Annotated in this window: 17 protein-coding genes; 5 read left to right on the forward strand and 12 right to left on the reverse strand. The window is 59.6% G+C overall.

What is annotated here, in order from left to right:
• The first annotated feature begins 426 nt into the window (after positions 1-426).
• The 3 genes from hsdR to OKW44_RS34040 all read left to right on the forward strand — a co-directional run bounded on the left by hsdR (position 427) and on the right by OKW44_RS34040 (position 6850).
• Positions 427-3891 (forward strand): type I restriction-modification system endonuclease, encoded by a 3465-nt coding sequence (hsdR, locus tag OKW44_RS34030; protein ID WP_018421486.1) that lies wholly within the window; start codon positions 427-429, stop codon positions 3889-3891.
• A 74-nt stretch (positions 3892-3965) separates the two neighbouring features.
• Complete coding sequence (locus tag OKW44_RS34035) at positions 3966-5423, forward strand: class I SAM-dependent DNA methyltransferase (RefSeq protein WP_018421485.1); 1458 nt, start codon at positions 3966-3968, stop codon at positions 5421-5423.
• Entirely contained in the window at positions 5420-6850 is a 1431-nt protein-coding gene (locus tag OKW44_RS34040) for a restriction endonuclease subunit S (protein WP_018421484.1), read from the forward strand. The genes OKW44_RS34035 and OKW44_RS34040 overlap by 4 nt, the downstream gene beginning before the upstream one ends.
• Positions 6851-7833: 983 nt before the next feature.
• Here OKW44_RS34040 and OKW44_RS34045 read toward each other — a convergent pair.
• From OKW44_RS34045 to OKW44_RS34055, 3 genes are all read right to left on the reverse strand, one after another.
• A complete protein-coding gene (locus OKW44_RS34045) occupies positions 7834-8049 on the reverse strand; it encodes a hypothetical protein (protein WP_162633993.1) in 216 nt (71 codons plus the stop codon).
• 578 nt (positions 8050-8627) lie between these two features.
• A complete protein-coding gene (locus tag OKW44_RS34050) occupies positions 8628-9410 on the reverse strand; it encodes a helix-turn-helix domain-containing protein (RefSeq protein WP_018421480.1) in 783 nt (260 codons plus the stop codon).
• Positions 9411-9733: 323 nt separating this feature from the next.
• Positions 9734-10354 carry a hypothetical protein gene (locus OKW44_RS34055; RefSeq protein ID WP_018421479.1) on the reverse strand — a complete coding sequence of 207 codons (621 nt, stop codon included), beginning with the start codon at positions 10352-10354 and terminating at the stop codon, positions 9734-9736.
• A gap of 164 nt (positions 10355-10518) precedes the next feature.
• On the opposite strand from OKW44_RS34055, the gene OKW44_RS34060 reads away from it, so the two are divergent.
• On the forward strand, positions 10519-10764 hold the full coding sequence (locus OKW44_RS34060; RefSeq protein ID WP_162633992.1) for a hypothetical protein: 246 nt from the start codon (positions 10519-10521) through the stop codon (positions 10762-10764).
• A gap of 56 nt (positions 10765-10820) precedes the next feature.
• Here OKW44_RS34060 and OKW44_RS34065 read toward each other — a convergent pair whose 3' ends face one another.
• The 4 genes from OKW44_RS34065 to OKW44_RS34080 all read right to left on the reverse strand — a co-directional run bounded on the left by OKW44_RS34065 (position 10821) and on the right by OKW44_RS34080 (position 12386).
• Positions 10821-11105: a hypothetical protein gene (locus OKW44_RS34065; protein ID WP_162633991.1), complete on the reverse strand. Its 285-nt coding sequence runs from the start codon at positions 11103-11105 to the stop codon at positions 10821-10823.
• Between the two features lie 108 nt (positions 11106-11213).
• Positions 11214-11678, reverse strand: coding sequence for a DUF1643 domain-containing protein (locus OKW44_RS34070; protein WP_280785001.1), 465 nt, complete (start codon positions 11676-11678; stop codon positions 11214-11216).
• Between the two features lie 13 nt (positions 11679-11691).
• Complete coding sequence (locus OKW44_RS34075) at positions 11692-12102, reverse strand: Lar family restriction alleviation protein (RefSeq protein ID WP_280785003.1); 411 nt, start codon at positions 12100-12102, stop codon at positions 11692-11694.
• Positions 12099-12386, reverse strand: coding sequence for a hypothetical protein (locus OKW44_RS34080; protein ID WP_429412304.1), 288 nt, complete (start codon positions 12384-12386; stop codon positions 12099-12101). Before OKW44_RS34080 ends, OKW44_RS34075 begins: the two co-directional genes overlap by 4 nt.
• 219 nt (positions 12387-12605) lie before the next feature.
• Between OKW44_RS34080 and OKW44_RS34085 the strand changes: the two genes are divergently transcribed.
• A complete protein-coding gene (locus tag OKW44_RS34085) occupies positions 12606-12914 on the forward strand; it encodes a hypothetical protein (RefSeq protein ID WP_162633990.1) in 309 nt (102 codons plus the stop codon).
• A 263-nt stretch (positions 12915-13177) separates the two neighbouring features.
• On the opposite strand, the gene OKW44_RS34090 is transcribed toward OKW44_RS34085, so the two are convergent.
• From OKW44_RS34090 to OKW44_RS34110, 5 genes are all read right to left on the reverse strand, one after another.
• A complete protein-coding gene (locus OKW44_RS34090) occupies positions 13178-13405 on the reverse strand; it encodes a phage antirepressor KilAC domain-containing protein (RefSeq protein WP_162633989.1) in 228 nt (75 codons plus the stop codon).
• 157 nt (positions 13406-13562) lie between these two features.
• Positions 13563-13778 (reverse strand): hypothetical protein, encoded by a 216-nt coding sequence (locus tag OKW44_RS34095; RefSeq protein WP_162633988.1) that lies wholly within the window; start codon positions 13776-13778, stop codon positions 13563-13565.
• Between the two features lie 164 nt (positions 13779-13942).
• Complete coding sequence (locus OKW44_RS34100; RefSeq protein WP_162633987.1) at positions 13943-14227, reverse strand: hypothetical protein; 285 nt, start codon at positions 14225-14227, stop codon at positions 13943-13945.
• Between the two features lie 341 nt (positions 14228-14568).
• Positions 14569-17373, reverse strand: a complete 2805-nt coding sequence (locus tag OKW44_RS34105) for a DUF927 domain-containing protein (RefSeq protein ID WP_018421474.1) — start codon at positions 17371-17373, stop codon at positions 14569-14571.
• Entirely contained in the window at positions 17366-17530 is a 165-nt protein-coding gene (locus OKW44_RS34110; RefSeq protein WP_018421473.1) for a hypothetical protein, read from the reverse strand. Before OKW44_RS34110 ends, OKW44_RS34105 begins: the two co-directional genes overlap by 8 nt.
• Between the last annotated feature and the right edge of the window lie 66 nt (positions 17531-17596).

Genomic DNA, 17596 nt, shown 5'->3' on the forward strand with positions numbered 1-17596 from the left:
CCGGCACGCGTGCAATGCAGTCATTCATCTGGCCCGGTCATTACCTGTGCGACACTCGTCATGCTGCCGCCCAGTTCCTGTTTACAACGGACACAAGCGACCGACGCACCTCCTTGGTTTGGCTGTCAGGCTCCAGAGCGGAGCGGTCGTTCCAATGACCACCCCTGCGAGTTGGACGAGCGGCAGAAACTGGCCGAACTCGGACTAAAGCCGTCTCGCGAGGATTGCCGTTCGCGGCAGTCGTGCAACCAGTACAGTTCTCTCCCTTGTAGCCTGTCGCGAATGACCGATGCGGACAGCAACACTGTATTTCTGCGCGGTCGGACCGACGGATGTCTCGCGGTGCTGTCGAAGCGGCGCACACGTTTCTATTCCTGCACGTTTCGCGTAAACTTCCTCAGACAATAACGACCGATCACACGAGCCGTGAACCAGACTGGGAATTTCAGCTTTTTAGCCGAGCATTCGCCGCTTCTCGCCCAGCTCGGCGCTGCCGCTGAGCAGACCTTCGCCAGCGACCCGAATACGACCCTCATAAAGTTGCGTCAGTTCGGCGAGGCGATGGCCCAAGACCTGGCCTCGCGCTTTGGCGTCGAGTTCGATCAGACTACGAAGCAGGCGGACCTGCTATTTCAGCTTGACCGAGAGGCAGGCCTCGACAAAGCGATCCGTGGCCTGTTCCACACACTCCGCGTCGAGGGCAACAAGGCCACTCACGAATTCAAGACTCAGCATAAGGAGGCGATGGACGGCCTGAAGATCGCCCGCGCGCTCGCAATCTGGTTCGAAACGTCGTTCGGGAAGCAAGGCACGGCATTCAAGCCAGGTCCATTCGTGCCCCCCGAGGACCCCAGCACACACCTGCGCTATCTCCAGATCGAGATTGACCAGCTTAAAGCACAACTGAAGAGCGCGTCCCAGTCCCTCGAAAGCAGCCAGCATCTCGCCGACCTCGTAGCGCAGGAGAAGGAGACGTACGAGACGCTCGCGTTGCAGATGGACGTCGAGGCGAAGACCTACAAGGAACTGGCGTTCGAACAGGAAGCGGCGCTGAAGAATGTGCAGCAGGCCTTCGACGCGCAGTTGAAGGCGCTTCAGGACCAGCTCGATGCGAAGCAGGTTACTCAGGCGAAGGTCAGCACGCAGAAGGCTACGAAGCAGCTCGTGCTATCGGAGGACTTGACGCGTATTCTCATCGACCAGCAATTGATGGAAGCGGGATGGGATGCGGACACGGTCGAGCTAACATACGCAAAGGGCGTGCGCCCTGAACTGGGAAAGAACAAGGCCATCGCGGAATGGCCTACCCACGACGGTCCCGCCGACTACGTACTCTTCGCTGGCATGATGCCTATCGCCATCGTCGAGGCGAAGAAGCAAAGCAAGGGCGTGGCGGATACGATCCAGCAGGCGGAGCGGTATTCGCGCGGATTGAAGCTTGCCCCCGATCACATCGCACCGTGGCAAGTGGAAGGACAGGCAGGGCCGTGGCCGGATGGTCAGACAGGCTCCTTTAAAGTGCCGTTCGTGTACTCGTGCAATAGTCGCCCCTACATCAAGCAACTTGCCGAGCAGAGCGGTACATGGTTCCGTGATGTAAGGGCACCTTCGAATCTTTCGAGCCCGCTGGCAGGCTTCCATCAACCGGCAGGGTTGCTCGACCGGCTGAAGCGGAGCAAGGAAGACGCCGAAGCAAAGCTTGAAGTGGAAGGCTTCGGCTACCTGAAGCTACGCGATTATCAGGTGAAAGCGATTCAGGCCGTCGAGACGGCGCTTGCCGATGGACAGCGCGAGGCCCTCGTTGCTATGGCGACCGGGACAGGCAAGACGCGAACCATCATCGGTCTCATGTATCGCCTGTTGAAGGCGGAGCGCTTTCGGCGGATCTTGTTCCTCGTAGATCGCACGGCCTTGGGGCAACAGGCGACCGATACATTCGAGGAAGCGCTGCTTGAGCAGAATCAGCCGCTTTCGAAGATTTACAACGTCGCGAAGCTGGGCGATATGTCTGCCGAAGCCGAGACTCGCGTACAGATTGCAACTGTGCAGGCAATGGTCCGGCGCGTCTTCCAGTCCGACACTCCTCCGGGCATCGATGAATTCGATTGCATAATTGTGGATGAGGCGCATCGAGGCTATACGCTAGATCAAGAGATGACTGAAGGCGAGCTTGTGATGCGCGACCAAGGTCAATACCTGTCGAGCTATCGTCGCGTGCTGGACTACTTCGACGCAGTAAAGGTAGCGCTGACTGCCACACCCGCGAAGCACACGACCGAGATTTTCGGAAAACCCGTCTATACATACTCGTATCGTGAAGCGGTTGCTGACGATTGGCTGATCGACCACGAACCGCCAATTCGTTACGAAACCCTCTTGTCGAAGAATGGCATTCACTTCCAGAAGGGCGAGACCGTAACAGCCATCAACACGTCGACAGGCGAGATAGAGCTGTCGGAGTTGGACGACGAGGTTGACTTCAGCGTCGAGGCGTTCAATAAGAGCGTCATTAATGAGCAATTCAACAAGGTCATCTGCGACCAGTTAGCGAAGGAGCTGGATCCGTTCGGCGACGAGAAGACGCTCATCTTCTGCGCCACCGATTTGCATGCCGAGATGGTCAAGCGCCTGCTCAACGAAGCTTTTAGGGATGTGTGGGGTGATTCGTATAACGAGGCGGCGGTCAAGAAGATCACTGGTGCTTCGGACAAAGTTGAACAGCTGATTCGCCTGTACAAGAACGAGAAGTTTCCGAACATTGCCATCACGGTTGATCTGCTGACGACCGGCATCGACGTTCCGACCATATCCCATCTCGTGTTCCTGCGCCGGGTGCGCTCCCGTATCCTCTTCGAGCAGATGATCGGGCGTGCAACTCGCCGATGCGATGAGATCGGCAAGACCGTTTTTAGGATTTACGACCCGGTAGACATCTACGCCGCGCTTCAGGACGTTACGACGATGAAGCCGCTGGTGAAAGACCCGAACGTCACAATGGAGCAGTTGATCGAGGAGCTTGCTGACCCTGCCAGCTTGGCTGCGCCTGGTAGTGGGCCTGATCGCACGCACGCTCACGATGTACTTGATGCGCTCAGTCAAGGCCTCATGCGTGTGCTTCGGAAGGCCACATACGCAGCCGGGAAACGGCCCGCCCTTGGCGAGCGGCTTGCACAACTTGAGCAGACCTGGGGTGTGCCTCCGAGTAAGCTTCACAAGCACTTGCACTCGCTGGGGCCGATCTGCGCGGCGGACTTCGTGCGCGAGCATAAGCAGCTTTTGGAGCAACTCGCCGAGGTGAAGCAACTTGTGGGAACTGGCCATATGCAAATCATCTCCGAGCATGCGGACGAATTGGTATCGCGCGAGCAGAGCTACGGCGAATACGGACGCCCTGAAGATTACCTTGATAGCTTCAGCCACTTCATCCACGAGCAGATCAATCAGTCGGCGGCGTTGGCCGTAGTCGTGAATCGACCGAAGGACTTGACGCGCGCGGACCTGAAGGAAGTTCGCCTGCTGCTCGACCAGCACGGCTTCAACGAGGCAAGGATCAAAACCGCCTGGCGAAACCAGACCAACCAGGACATTGCTGCCAGCATCGTGGGTTACATCCGACAGGCTGCGCTTGGTGAAGCCCTCGTTCCGTTCGACCAGCGCGTAGCTCGCGCGATGGAAGGCATCTATAAGCTCACCAAGTGGACGCAGGTACAGCGAAACTGGCTGGGGCGACTGGCGAAGCAGCTTGCACACGAAGTGGTCCTTGATCAGCAGTTCGTAAACAGCACGTTCGCGAATGATGGCGGCGCGAAACAGCTAGACAAGATGCTCGGCGGCAAGCTGGATGCCGTGCTACACGACCTCGCGGAAGCGTTGTGGCCGCAGGTGGCATAATTCAGCTCGAAATCTTCGCGGGTCATCGTGTATTCAACTGCGGCGATCCGCTAACCCCTTCAGCATCAGACCCCATGAGCAACAACGATATTGTCCAGAAGTTGTGGAACCTGTGTGACGTGCTCCGCGACGACGGCATCAACTATTCGGACTACGTGACCGAATTGGTGCTGCTTCTCTTCATCAAAATGGAGCATGAGAACGCGCAGAGCGGCGTGTTGAGCAAGCACAAGCTGCCGGAGGGTGCGCGTTGGCCCGATCTGACTGGCAAGAGTGGGCTGAACCTGTTGAATCACTATCGCGCCACGTTGTTATCGCTCAGCCAGAGCGCCGATCAGTTAATCGCAGCGATCTACGCTGACGCGCAGACCAGTCTGAAAGAACCGCGCCACCTGGAGCAGCTCATCAAGAGCCTGGACGGCATCGATTGGTTCTCTGCGAAGCGAGACGGACTGGGCGACTTGTACGAAGGCCTGTTGCAGAAGAATGCGAGTGAAACCAAGTCCGGCGCAGGACAATACTTCACGCCCCGCCCCTTGATCGACAGCATGATCCACCTCATCAAGCCGCAGCATGGCGAGACGATTCAGGACCCAGCGGCGGGAACGGCGGGCTTCCTGATCGCTGCAGACGCCTATATTAAATCGCACACCGATAATCTGTACGACCTTAACGCCAGGCAGCAAGCCTTCCAGCGCAACAAGGCGTTCCTCGGCATGGAACTGGTGTCAAGCACGAGACGGCTCGCGTTGATGAACTGCATGTTGCACGGCATGGAAGGCGACGATGAAGGTGTGGTGCACATTGGCAATACGCTAGGTAATGCGGGTGCGGCGTTGCCGAAGGCCGACATCATCCTCAGCAATCCGCCGTTCGGCACGGCAAAAGGCGGCGGCGGTCCTACGCGTGATGACCTGACGTATGCGACGGGCAACAAGCAACTGGCATTCTTGCAACACATCGTGCGTCATCTGAAAGACGGAGGCCGTGCTGCTGTCGTCTTGCCCGATAACGTGCTGTTTGAGGCAGGTGTGGGCGCTGACGTTCGTCGCGACCTCATGAACAAGTGCAAACTGCACACTATCTTGCGCCTCCCTACAGGCATCTTCTACGCGCAAGGGGTCAAGACCAATGTGCTGTTTTTCAGCAAGGTTAGTCAGGCAGCTACCGATAGCACTAAACACGTCTGGGTGTTCGACTTGCGTGCAAATGCGCCGAAATTTGGAAAGCGCACGCCGCTGACGCGCGAGTACTTCGGTGAGTTCGAGGCCGCGTATGGGGCGGCCGTAGACGGAACCAGCGCGCGAGTTGATCAAGGAGAGCTTGGGCGATTCCGTCCATTTAGTCGCGAATGGATTGCGGGGCGAGCTGACAACCTAGACATCGCGTGGCTCAAGGACGACAGCGCCGACGATGCTTCAGACCTACCGGAGCCGTCATTGCTGGCGCGCGAGGCGGTTGAAGAACTGAATGGCGCAATACTTGAATTGCAAGCGATCTTGCACGATCTGGGCGACGAGGTGAACGAATGACCCAGAGTCCCGCAGCCTGGACTACGGCTAAGCTCTCAGAGATAGCGACTGTTGTGCGCGGTATTACATTTCCCGGTTCCGTTAAAGAGTCGTCCCATACAGCCACTAATGTCTGCTGCCTCCGCACCAGCAACATTCAGAGGGAGGTTGAATGGCAGGACGTCTACTTTGTGCCGAAGAGTTATGTCAAGCGACAGGACCAATACGTTCAACGTGGTGACGTGTTGATGTCTATGGCGAACAGCTACGAGTTGGTCGGCAAGGTCGCTGTAGCCAAAGATGTCTCGCATGCGACCGCGTTTGGAGCTTTTTTAGCGGCAATTCGCCCGACTGCGGCAGTGAATGGTCAGTATCTTTTCCATTTGCTCAGAACCCGCAAAGTCCAATCAGAACTGCGGCAAGGCTCTAGCCAGACCACTAACATCGCGAATATTTCGGTCACGACGCTCGGAACGATTCAGGTGCCCGTTGCCCCACTCCCTGAACAGAAGCGCATCGCCGACAAACTCGACGCCGTCCTCGCGCGCGTGGATGCCTGCCAGGAACGCCTTGACCGTGTGCCAACGATCCTTAAGCGTTTTCGCCAGTCGGTGCTCGCGGCTGCGTTTTCAGGCCGCTTGACCAAGGACTGGCGGGGTGGAGCAGAGTCTGACGACGCTCATCAATCCCCCGTCTACCGCTATACAACATTTGGAGAAGTCGGAAAGGTCTCAGGCGGGATAACAAAGAATGCGAAACGTACGGCACACACGCTAAAAAAGGCATATCTGCGAGTCGCGAACGTCTACGAGAATGAGTTACGCCTTGACGACGTTGCGGAGATAGGGCTGACCAATGCAGAGTACGAGAAGACGAGGCTGCGAGCGGGAGACCTTCTTATCGTTGAGGGCAATGGTAGTTTGAGTCAAATCGGTCGCGCGGCGCTCTGGAACAACGAGATTGAAGATTGCGTCCACCAAAATCACATCATAAAGTGGCGTGCCAGCGAGGCCGTGGCCCCAGCGTTTGCCTTGTACTATCTGATGAGCCAGGAAGGGCGTGGCAATATTATCGACGTTGCTAGCTCAACGACCGGGTTACATACGCTCAGTACGTCAAAAATCTCAGCACTACCTTTGCCCCTGCCGCCAACTGCGGAGCAGGAGCTTATTGTTCGCCGTGTCGCCGCGTTGTTTGATTTTGCCGACGCAATGGAAGCGCGTTTGGCGGCTGCCAGCAATGCGATAGAGCGCCTCACGCCTGCACTTCTCGCCAAGGCCTTCCGTGGCGAACTGGCGCCGCAAGACCCCACCGACGAGCCCGCGTCGGAACTGATGAAGCGCTTGACCGAACAGCGATCCGGAGCAGGTGAAGCGGTGAAGCGTAAGCGTACAAAGGGCGCTACTCAGACGGTATCGAGCGAGCCGGAGAGCCTGGTCGTTTCATAGAAGCGCGCTGCGTTGGTTCGCTCGTTCAGCGCAGTTTTGCGCTCAGTCCAAAATCGGGCTTAACCGTCACCGTCTCCTCAAAACCGAGGAGACGGTATGTAGCCTACCGACCGTCAGCGGAAAATTGAGCAGACGGTGCCCGCATGCCATCGTACACAAGGCGCCCACACCAGGTCTCACAAGGCCGCCGCGAAAGGCACGGCGGTGGCCGCGCTCGTTTGAGTGAGATCGCAACATGGCACGTTCATGCCATGGTTTATTTTCCTCACCTGGACGGTTTCCGCCACGGTCCCGCCGGTGAAGGTCATGCTTCGATGGTTTATGCGTTCGGGCCGAAGCCTTGAACGGCGACGGGCGGCAGCGACACGGCAAAAGCGGATGTAGCCTATCAGTCGCGAAGGGCAGCAGGCGTTAAGGGTTATTCGACGTCTGCCCTCATTCACATGGCTGTGAGTGTGCCGCGGCGCGTGTGGGCAGGCGTCGGATAAGCCTTAACGGACGGCGCCCATGGACTACCCGGTAATGCCCGCAAGCAATTGCTGCTGGCACAAATGGAAATCAACCGCAGCATCCCAAACTCCAAAAGCCGCCCGAAGGAGGACCAAGACCGCCTCATCGTTCGGTACTACCCCATAAGTACCCCTTCCAGCTCTTTGCTTAGTCCGTGGTTGGCCTCGCTTGCTCTGTCATGACAAGGGGCTGGTGCGCACATGCCCGGCATGGGCGGGCGGTATTCATCCACGGGCATCGGTTGCCGGTCAATCGCAGCCGAGTGCGGCCCGGCGTTGCTCGCGAAACTCGCAAGCCTTATGGCGTAAGGCAAAATGAAAAAGCCCCCGATGCCAGCACTGATCGATGCAGCCATCGCTACCGTCGAGCATGCCTGCACCGGGAAAGCGGCAAAAAAATAGCCCCGGCATGTTAGGACCGGGGCTTGGTGTTTCTCGCGCTGCCGTCGGAAAACGCTCTGCGTCTTCCTCCGCTTAAGCTTTTCTCTCCGCGCAAAATTCAATCACGTCCTCAGGCGTTAACTCGTACCGAACGCCTTCTACGACCATGTTGACGTACTGGTCAACGAGTTGAAACCTACCGAGATTATCGCAGTGCTGTCGTTGTCGGGATTTAGTCGCCACCAAGTCAACTGACCTTGCAGCGCGCCGCGCCCTCGCTTCAAGTGCCTTCTCTTGCATTTCAGACATGATTCGCTCCTTTTGAGGTTCATTTCGAAAGAAGCGGTCCAGGTCGTACATTCCGGGCACCGACCCATCCGCTCACGTCCATGCCTCGCCGCGATCAACCCACCAACGGCGGGTAGCCGGAATGCATGGCGATAATATCATGGGCCGGCGGCTGATTAACTGGCGGCGATGCCCCCGGTTGCGATCTGCGCGAGTCGCCCGTCGGAGAGGTCTTGCCCCACGGTCGTATCTTTCGCCACACGAACGTCAATTGGCCCCGGCGTGTTCATCGGTTGCGGAATGCTGGCCGCGACCGTCGGCGGCGCGACAGCGGATGCGGGCGCAGAGGCGACCGGCATCGGCGGCGCAGGCGGCAAGCAGGCGCGGCAGCAGCAATGACGGACGGCGGCAGGGAAGGGGCGGCAGTCATCGCCGGGTCTGCGGCCCGATAGCTGGCAAGAAGCGGACCGCGCTGTTGGATGCCAAGCAGACCGGGGTCGATAGCCTTTGTCGCATCGGTCACGTCGCCACGCTTGCCCGCGTCAGACAGACCCTTGCGGCTATTCCCGTACCCATCAGATTTCGCTGGCAAGCGATTGTCATTCCGGCGTGTCGCAGTCGTCCGTCAACCACGGAATCGGCGTCAGCTTGCCTGCGCGCAAAGCGGCGAACAGCTTTTCGGTTTCGACAAACTTCCCATGCACCCGGCGAAGCGACGCAACACTTTGTGTCAGGCGTTGCAGCGCGGCGACGACCGGCGCGCCGCCCGGCATGTCTTCGAAGGCATCCTGCGCGGAGAACTTCTCGAAGCGAGCCGCCGCGCCGTCGATAGCGTCGATAAGGTCCGATACCTCTGCGGGGGTGATTTCCAAGGCCTGCGCGGTCCGCTCCAGCGCCCCGACAAATTGGCTCAAGATGCCAGTGACGACGCCCTCAGTGCCGCGCAGCAAGGCGATGCTCATGGAAGCTTTGGGGTCGAGAGCCGTGACGGGCGACAGACCTAACAACCAATCGACCGATATGCTGTAGGCATCTGCGGCCTGTTTGAGAAAGCGCCAGTCTTTCGGCGTTGGACACTTGCCCGATTCGATTTTCGCCAAACTGACCGACTTGGCCGCGCCCGCCTCGCAGAGTCGCGCGGCCGCTTCCGCGATGGAAAAGCCGTTCTCGACGCGAGCGCGAATGAGCCTGTAGCGCAGGTCTTCGAGTTCGGCGGGCGTGCTACGGTTGCGCACGAAGCGCGTGAGCGGCGTTTTAAGTTCGGCTTCGCGCTGTGCATCTTCGCGCGCAATGCGGGCCTCTTCGCGGGCCTGCGCAGATTGCAGTATGCGCGGTTTTCTCGGACGGCCGTGCCGCGTGACCTGCTGCTCGACCTGATTCATCTACCCTCCGGCATGAGCTTCAGAATAGTTTCGAGCCGGTCCGCGACGCGCTCAAGGCGTTCAACCGGCGACGGCGTGGCGGCGGCCCGAGGTGTATCTCGCCACCGTTCAGACGAAGAGCGGTGAAAAATTGCGCTGGCCGAAACACCGTGCCGTCTTGCAAGTTGCTTGGCGGTCGAGCCCGCGCGATACGAGACTTCAATCTCCTGCCACACCTCGTCAGAAAGTCGAATTGCCATGGCTAGAAGACGACAATGAGCTTCGGAGAGCGCGCGCCCGAGTCCGACGACAGGACGCGGCTAGAGGAGCTACCCGAAAAACGGTCAGCCGACGGCATGCGCGCCACCTTCGAGCAAGGTCACATCGAACAGCGGTCCGGATGCGATAAACGCCTTCGCACGAATAACCTGATCGCGTTTCGCCGCAAGGTCGCGCCGCCACCCGGCAAGCTCTTTTGCACCGGGCTTCAGCAGGTCCGCACTGTCAATCTGCTCGCTATCCAAACCCGCTTCGAGAAGGCGTTCGCGGTGCTCGGCCCGTGCGCGGTCGTAACCACGAATTTTTGCCTCAAGGCCTGGAATTTCAACGCACTCACCGTCGAGCGTGGTACGAACTGCCTGGCAGGTCTGCGCGGCGAACCGGTTACGCGCGTCCGCGATGAACTTGTCGCATGCGGCATTCGCCACCTGAGCCTCGGACACGATCCCGCTCAGTGCAGACGCCTCAGCGGCCAGACTCTCGCACAGCGCGACTTCGCCGACGACGCCGCGCGCCGCGTGCTCTGCCAGGACGCCACGTGCGCCATCCGCCTTGGCAAGCGCTGCACGCATTGCGGATATCTTGAGCGCTAGACGAACGCAGGCGTTGCTCTTCACCGCATCGAAAAAGTTGCGCTGCTCTGCGAGGTCTGCATCGGGTGACACGATTTGAGAAAGCTTGCTCATTGGAAGTCTTCGATTCGGGTTGAGAAGGCCCAATGCTCGCACCGGTCGAACGTGACACGGCTGAGCGTTTTCCAACTTCAGCATCAAAATTGCAAACCGGCGTGGTTGCCTCGACGGTCTGAACGTGGCACGCGCGCGCCCGCACGCGCACGCGCGCTCCGTGCATGAAAATTCCGGTCAAACTGTTCGTTTTAAATCGTACCGAGTTCCTGTATGCCTTAACCAGCAAGCGTTTGGCGGGCAATGTCGAAGTCGAAAATGCGCAAATAATCATGCGACTTGACCGATATGCAAGTGCGCCGGGATTGCTGCCGACCGAATGGCAACACGCCCCACCATCCGTTCCGTATTGCAGATTGGCTAAAGGTGCAGAAATTGCACCTGTCGCAAAGGGGCAAACGGCGGCATAAAGGGCGCAACTGACGACAGAAAAGGGTGCAACAGCTATTGCACCCGCAAGTAACCGTCAACAATCATCAACCAATCCTAAGTGCGCCATTTCGACGTGTGCGCCGATGGCGTACACCCATCCGCAGAATGGAATGGCCAGCAATACACCGAGCACCTCGTTGGCAAGCGCGACAGTTACAGGATCGTTCGTCCTGCAATGCAGGACGATGTGGCGACACGGGGTGGCGAATGTCACGCGTGACATTAAACGTGACGCCGTGATGGTCACGGCGAAGTCACGCGTACACATACAGAGAAAGACATGATACTGCGCTGGGCTGCGATTGACGGCCTGGTTCAAGACAGGGAGGTCTCCTTGTTTTTAAGGAGACCGTGCTCCACGCGCAGTACTTGCCGCCGAACTCTGCGATATATCCGGGCATTATCGGCTCCAATCCACAAGCGGCGTTTAGTAGGCCAGCCTGAGCGGGTGTAACGGGTCGCCATACTTCGAGAAGCCGAACGTTTTTATCTGTCGCCCGCTATCAAGGAGCATCGCTTCCACCTGGTCAAACCGGTAGCGCAGGGCGCGCGGCACCTTCTCCCGAATGCCCCAACACGGGATAACTACATCGGCGTTCGCCATGATCGCGCGCAGGTGCTCGTCGTTCGCCGGGCCAACCGGATCACGCGCCGCCGCAAGCTCGCACACGTCCGTTGCGCGGTAGGCGAACAGATTGCCGACGACGAAATGCGAGCCGCCATAACGGGTCGTGAAGCTGCGCCACTTGCGCACGGTCGCATCGTCTAGCGTGGCGTCCGCGGTGGACGGATTCATGCCGATATACGCCAAGGTGTGCAACGCCACGGCGGTCTCAATCCGGCGTTCAAGCCGGTAGCGGTACGTGCCGCATTCACTCAGGATCGCGCTCACTTCGAGTGCCTCGTCACAGTGGCGGGCGGTCTTTCAACGTCTCGCCCGGCATGAGCGCGACGACCTTCATTGCGTGCTTCATGACGTAATCGCGCTGGCGTTCGTTCATGTCCGCGAGCAAACGCACCGTTGTTTTCGGCGGTACTTCATAGGTCGTCATCCATGCGACCGGTGCGGCAAGAGCCGCCCCGTCGCGCGCAAGCAACTCCGCAGCGGCCCGATAAACGTAGTCTTTCAGGTCGTTCTGGTCTTCCTTGATGCTGAAGCCGTTGCGCATGAAAATCACGCGAGTGTTCCACGCCTCGCATGCGGCGGCAGTCGTGGCGCGCTGAATCTGCGCCTTGCACATGTAGCAATGCACGATTCCGCTGCTGCCGCGGACGTCACCCGATCCGCAGAACGGGCAGTCTTCCAGTTCCTTCATTTCTTCTCCAATGTCTGCGCGTTCACGAGCGGGAACAGGCGTGAAACGTCATCCGGCGCGGTCGGCTCGACGTGCGCCGCACGCGCGGGAACGGACGGGAACTGCGGATGAACCGTCCAGTGCGTGTGATAGCCGGGCCAGTCACTACCATCCGGCTTGCCGATCCACGCCGGTTCGCCAAGCCATACGCCGTTTTCGTCCGCCGCCCACCATACGACCGGACGCATGTCTTCGTGATACTCGTCAAGCGGCGCGGGGGATACTGAGAATGCGCGCCTGCGCATCCTTCAACTGCGCTTCGAGCGTGGCGATACGCGCCTGCAAGACGACTTCCCGGTCGAGAGCCTCTTGTGCCGTGACCCTTCGTTCTTTCGAGACAAGCTGGGTTGCGAATGGGCGCTCGCTTACCAGTGCGCGGCATGGCTGACCCGGTGCAGGCGTTCCGGTGGTCGGTCGCATGTGGGCATCGCTTGTCGCCGCAGTCTGGGCACACGATCATGCGTATGTCCGTCAACGTGAGCGGGTGGCACTTCTCGCACCAACAATCAGGCTTGCCGCCCGGATTCAGTATCAGGACTTCAGGCATGGTCGCCTCCGGTGAGCGCGAGAAGGCTTTGCGAATCCCTGGCTTCAATCGACACGCTGGTATCCGCGCTGTCGGCGACCGACGCGATGGTTCGATTGCCGTAGCGTTTCCGTTCCCACGTCTTCAGAAGATTGCCGATCCGGCAATGAAGATGTTAGTACGCCGTATGCTTTTATGTATGCGCTTTGGGGAAAGCCTGTTTTCTTGTGTCGGCAAACGAACATAAGCCAGGCGAAAAACGACCCGTGGATGGGGGCAAGTGCAAAAAGGTTCTAGAGCTACATGAAGAGAGTGTCCCCGGTATGTTTTTATTCAACAGCAGCGTATCTGTCCGCCCAGACCGGTTCCAGGTACGTCCCCACGCCGACGTCAGCGGCCTGTAGCGCGCGGTTGGCGGCCCACCAGTATGGGCCGTTTCGCAGATATCACAGCACTGCTCACTGCGAGGCTGGGTTACGAATTCAGGAGATCAGGTCCGTCGCATGAAATTCATCCATGAGCGAGGCGGCGCGCGATTTCAGCCCGGCCATGGGGCGTCAGTTGCGGCCACGCGATTGAAGAAGGTCCGCGCATCACAGCAAGTTCGTCCGCGAGCGCCTGCGCCGTTGCGCACCATCTGTCGTCGCTCGTGCGATACAGCCAGCCTTCGCGAACGAGCAGTTCGAAAAGGTCGCCGCGACGCAGGCCGAGGGCTTTCGCGGTCGCCGTCACGCTCATGCAGTCAGCATAAAAATTGCCCCTCCCGCGACGTTCGACCCGGCGCTCAAAGATGGCCTGCACCCGCGATTCGTCTAGCGGCGTCACCCCGAGCCGCTTGCAAAGGTCATTTAGTCGAGCGGCGCGGCGAGCGAACCGTGGCGTCATTTTGCGATGGTCATTCACGAGAATCTCCGTCGAGCATGCGGTGCGCGGCGACGCGGACTGCATGATTTGCGGCAAGGCCTTTTGCCACGTCGCTGGGCTTGCTTGTGGATGCGTCACGCTGCACCTGAGTACGCCACTCGACGGAGAGCGCGACTTCGCGAACAAGGCGAAGGCGTTTTAGGTGTACGGCCATATCCGGCGATGGTCTTGCTTTTCCGCGTTCCATATAATTCTCCTAATTGAATTAGTTATCCTAAATTTACTGGCGAATAGAGATTCGATTAAACGGCGTCTAACGGCTTTGCCGCACCGTGTTGACCCCGCACCATATCCCCCATGTCGCGAAGCCCGCCGCGCGCCGCCAAACAAGCTCAGTGCGATTTCAATCGGCTATCCAAGGTCACGCAGCGCGTCGGAGAGCTCATCCACGGGGATAACGGCCATCGCTCTGCGTGTGAGTTCGATCAGTTGGGAAGAGTATTCCCCGCGATCCAGAAGGCCGCGAAGGGCATCCTCCTGGTCAAAGCCGTGACGGCGAGCCACGTCAAGCAGCCGGTCAACGACGGCGGCTTCCCGTGCCCGGTCTACCGCGTCGTGATCTGGATCGCGTGACGCATCGAAGGCGAGCAGCAAGGTCGATGCAGCGCGCCGATGGATTTTGTCGAGTCTCTTCATGTTCAAGGAAACTCCTATGTGAGTGCTGTAGAGAAAGGCAGTGTGCCGCGTATATATACGCAAAACCATGCGCCAACAGCGCCAATGCGCCAACACGAGCCGCAAATCCTTATCCAGCAATGGTTTCAGCATTGGCGCATTCTAAAAAACGAGCGCCAACGCCTACGGAAAAGCGCCAACAGGTAGCTCATCGTCATCTCACATTGTAAAAGCGCCAACAATGCGCCAACGATGCGCCAACGCCGAAAGCCTTATCCCATAAGGGTTTGATATGTCTGTTGGCGCATTGGCGCTGTTGGCGCATGGTTTTTTCACATGTGCGCGCGTAGGTCTGACGTTCCTTAGGCGTCTTCATCATCCGGTTCAGCCTCGCCTTCGAGAGGATGCATCCGGTATGCGTCGCCAAGGCTTGTGCCCTTGAACTTGCCGATATTTACCTTGAATGACCGGCGCTTCTCATTCCGATGCAGCATGCCTGCCTCGTGCAGCACCTTGCAGGCGTGCCGCAGGTCGAAACCGGCGATCACATCGTTGCGAAACGCGTGCTCGTGTACGTAGAACGTGACGCGTCCATCCTTGTAACGCCGGTAGCCCATGACGTCGCGCACGCTCGGCTCTTCGCGCTCTCCTTCGGCGGACAGGAGGATGAACCGCCCATACTCATTCGACAAAAGCACGGCGTTGGCCTGCTCTATCAGCCGTTCGTTGTCACGGTCTTTCGTGCCGAAGGCATCAAGCCAGCGTTTCCAGACGATATCGATGGCCGTGCGGGCTTCGTCTGCCGTCCACCCGGTCAACCCCGCTTCCGATGCCATGACGGCGGCGGCGGAAAGGATGGCGAATTTGCGCGTAGCTCGACGAACAGGCGGGGCCGATCCTTCAGGAACCATTGCGGCCATGCGGTCGCGCTCGTGCCCGATGACCTCTCGGGCTTCGTCCCAGCGCGGCGCAAGCCATTCCACGAATGATCTGCCAAGCGTGCCGTACTGTTCTCGCGCCGCCGTCGACATGGCCTCGGCGAATTCGCCCGCCGCCGTGAAGCCGTGCAGGCAGTCGAAGGCGCGATGCGCGCCGCCATCGGCTGGGACGTCCAACATGCGGATTTCCTGCCCGCCGCGCGGCGTAAGACCACCTTCGCTCAGGTATCGGCCCATTGCGACTTCGCCACTCGAAAGGAACGTCGAGAGCCACGAACGTGCAGCGACAGTCCCGCCGTCCCGCGCGCCCTGAGCTTTCGACTGGCCGTTCAACATCATGTAAAGCGCCGGTCCGATTCGGCTTGCGTCGCCCGCGCCGATCTCATCGAGATACAGCAAGCGATGATTGGCGGCTTCGGCATTCAGCGCGTGGCCTAGTGAGGTTCCGCTCCAACTCGTCTTTGTGCGCTGCGGACAGCCCCATACGCTTGCCGCAATGTCGCCGGTCGTCGTCTTGCCCGATGACGTGTTCGCGAACAGGTGCAGGCCGATGCCGTCCTTCTCGCCAGCAATCGGCAAAATCGGACCTGCCAGCGCGCACGCAATCGCCACCATCGGAAGGGCATTCCCGCGCGCCCAAGCGCCGACAGAATCACGCCAGCCGTCGAGAGTGCCGCATGGCACATAGGCGGACTGGTTGCCCGGTTTGCCGTTGAAATACATGTTGGCGATCTGTTTGCCGATGATTTCCCCGGTCGGCAGGACGAATGCTCCCCTCGTCCATCCGGTTCGCTCGATCACGATATGCAGGTCGTCAGCCCCTTCTCTCTGCAAGTAGTCGGCGAGCTTTTCGAGTGCTTTGCGCGATGAACTGATCGCCAGCCCGCCGCGCCGCAGCATCGCCCATCCTTCGCGCTCCCCGATCAACTCAAGAGGCAGGCAACACGAACGCTGTCCACCGCTACCACGCGCCGCCCAGCGCAGGATGCGGCTCGAATGCCCTTGCTCGTCTTCGCCACGCCCGACTAGCTCAAGCCTGTCACAGAGCCATATGGGCTTGGCTTTGACCGTCCTTCCCGCAGACGTGCTATTCGCGATGCCGTGAAAGAACACACCTTCAGGGCGCACCGCGTAATGCTCGCGCGGCTCGTCCTGTTCGTCATCGTCGTCCGACTCATCGTCATCTGCGGCAACCGGAACAGTCGATGCAACATGCGCACGCCCGATCTGTTCGCGCACGGCATCCTCACCGCGAAGCTTGCGCAAGTCATCGAAGTCCGTCGCGTCGTCCGGGTTGTCGGGTCCGAAGTCGGGCTTCACGCACGCGCCGCCGACAGCCGCCGCCGCGTCGAGAGCTTGCTTTTCGCCGTTGCCAACGTCCGCCAGCAGGACCAATTCCGCATCCGGGAATCGCCCACGTAGAGCCTCCGCTACCTTCCTCATGTTGCCAGCAGAGAGCGACGCGACAGCCGGTTCGTCCGTGCAAACGTGAGCGGACAGTGCCGTCGCCATGCCTTCGCAAATGAAGATGCGCTTCGGCGTGTCCGGGAGCCTCGTGACAGACCAGAATCCGGCCGCCTTCGCGCCGCCCTTCAGGGCAGTCTTGAGGCCTTCACCGTCGATAAATTCCACCGTCGAAAGGTCCGAACCGACTTTCACGGGCACAACGAGTACACGGCCCGACAGCGGTTTGCCGGACGATTGTGGCGCGTAGCCAATGAGAGCAGGCAGGGCTTCCGCGTCGATCTCACGCAGCGAATCCACGGCAGCAAGCCCCTTGCGCCGCAGGTAGGGATGATCGTTGGTCGCGGTCGATGCCGCGCTCCAGATAGCCCGCGCCCGCGCCGCCGCTTTGCTTGTCTCCCGCGTACGCTTGGCCTCGACCTGGGCGTTGTCGGCGGCACGCTTCGCCTTGATGCGCTCGGCTTCCGCGTGGTCGGGCACATAGCGCGGTCCGTCATCAGCAAAGCCGTGTTGACGGGCGAAATGGATGATCGTCCCGCCATTTACCGCGCCCGCCTTGACGGAACGCCACGTCGAGAGCACGTCGGCGGCGGCATACGATTCTCCGGCTTGGCTCCACGAATCGAACACATCGAAACCGGCCTCACCAAGCTCGCTCTTAATCGCCGTGCCGATGCGGACCCAATCATCGCGTCCTACATCAGCCGGAATGCAGGCGAGCGCCGCCTTGATGCGCTCGCCATCGCTCAGATGGCCGTTAAGCATTGAGCCTCCTCGCCTTCGGTCGATGCGGACGCGCTTTCCCAAGATCGGCCCGTGCGGCGACTTCCATCCATTCCGCGAGGCGTTCGGCCTGCTCGGCGAGCATTTCGGCGCTCGCCTCGGCAAGCGCGAGCAGGACATCTGCTGTCGTCGTGTGCATCAGGTCCGGCTCCCCGCGATCAACACGCAAGGCTTGCGCACGTGCGACACGAACTGCGGCAGCGAC

The organism is Paraburkholderia lebeckiae (genome assembly GCF_050436325.1).
Taxonomy (GTDB): Bacteria; Pseudomonadota; Gammaproteobacteria; order Burkholderiales; family Burkholderiaceae; genus Paraburkholderia; species Paraburkholderia tuberum.

Bases quoted from the DNA above. Each gene is read 5' to 3' on its own strand.
- OKW44_RS34105 (WP_018421474.1), bottom strand. From the start codon at position 17,373: ATGCTTAACGGCCATCTGAGCGATGGCGAGCGCATCAAGGCGGCGCTC.
- OKW44_RS34040 (WP_018421484.1), top strand. From the start codon at position 5,420: ATGACCCAGAGTCCCGCAGCCTGGACTACGGCTAAGCTCTCAGAGATA.
- OKW44_RS34075 (WP_280785003.1), bottom strand. From the start codon at position 12,102: ATGAAGGAACTGGAAGACTGCCCGTTCTGCGGATCGGGTGACGTCCGC.
- OKW44_RS34110 (WP_018421473.1), bottom strand. From the start codon at position 17,530: ATGCACACGACGACAGCAGATGTCCTGCTCGCGCTTGCCGAGGCGAGC.
- OKW44_RS34085 (WP_162633990.1), top strand. From the start codon at position 12,606: ATGTCCGTCAACGTGAGCGGGTGGCACTTCTCGCACCAACAATCAGGC.
- OKW44_RS34090 (WP_162633989.1), bottom strand. From the start codon at position 13,405: ATGAGCGTGACGGCGACCGCGAAAGCCCTCGGCCTGCGTCGCGGCGAC.
- OKW44_RS34045 (WP_162633993.1), bottom strand. From the start codon at position 8,049: ATGTCTGAAATGCAAGAGAAGGCACTTGAAGCGAGGGCGCGGCGCGCT.
- OKW44_RS34100 (WP_162633987.1), bottom strand. From the start codon at position 14,227: ATGAAGAGACTCGACAAAATCCATCGGCGCGCTGCATCGACCTTGCTG.
- OKW44_RS34080 (WP_429412304.1), bottom strand. From the start codon at position 12,386: ATGCGCAGGCGCGCATTCTCAGTATCCCCCGCGCCGCTTGACGAGTAT.
- OKW44_RS34060 (WP_162633992.1), top strand. From the start codon at position 10,519: ATGAAAATTCCGGTCAAACTGTTCGTTTTAAATCGTACCGAGTTCCTG.
- OKW44_RS34095 (WP_162633988.1), bottom strand. From the start codon at position 13,778: ATGGAACGCGGAAAAGCAAGACCATCGCCGGATATGGCCGTACACCTA.
- OKW44_RS34055 (WP_018421479.1), bottom strand. From the start codon at position 10,354: ATGAGCAAGCTTTCTCAAATCGTGTCACCCGATGCAGACCTCGCAGAG.
- OKW44_RS34050 (WP_018421480.1), bottom strand. From the start codon at position 9,410: ATGAATCAGGTCGAGCAGCAGGTCACGCGGCACGGCCGTCCGAGAAAA.
- OKW44_RS34035 (WP_018421485.1), top strand. From the start codon at position 3,966: ATGAGCAACAACGATATTGTCCAGAAGTTGTGGAACCTGTGTGACGTG.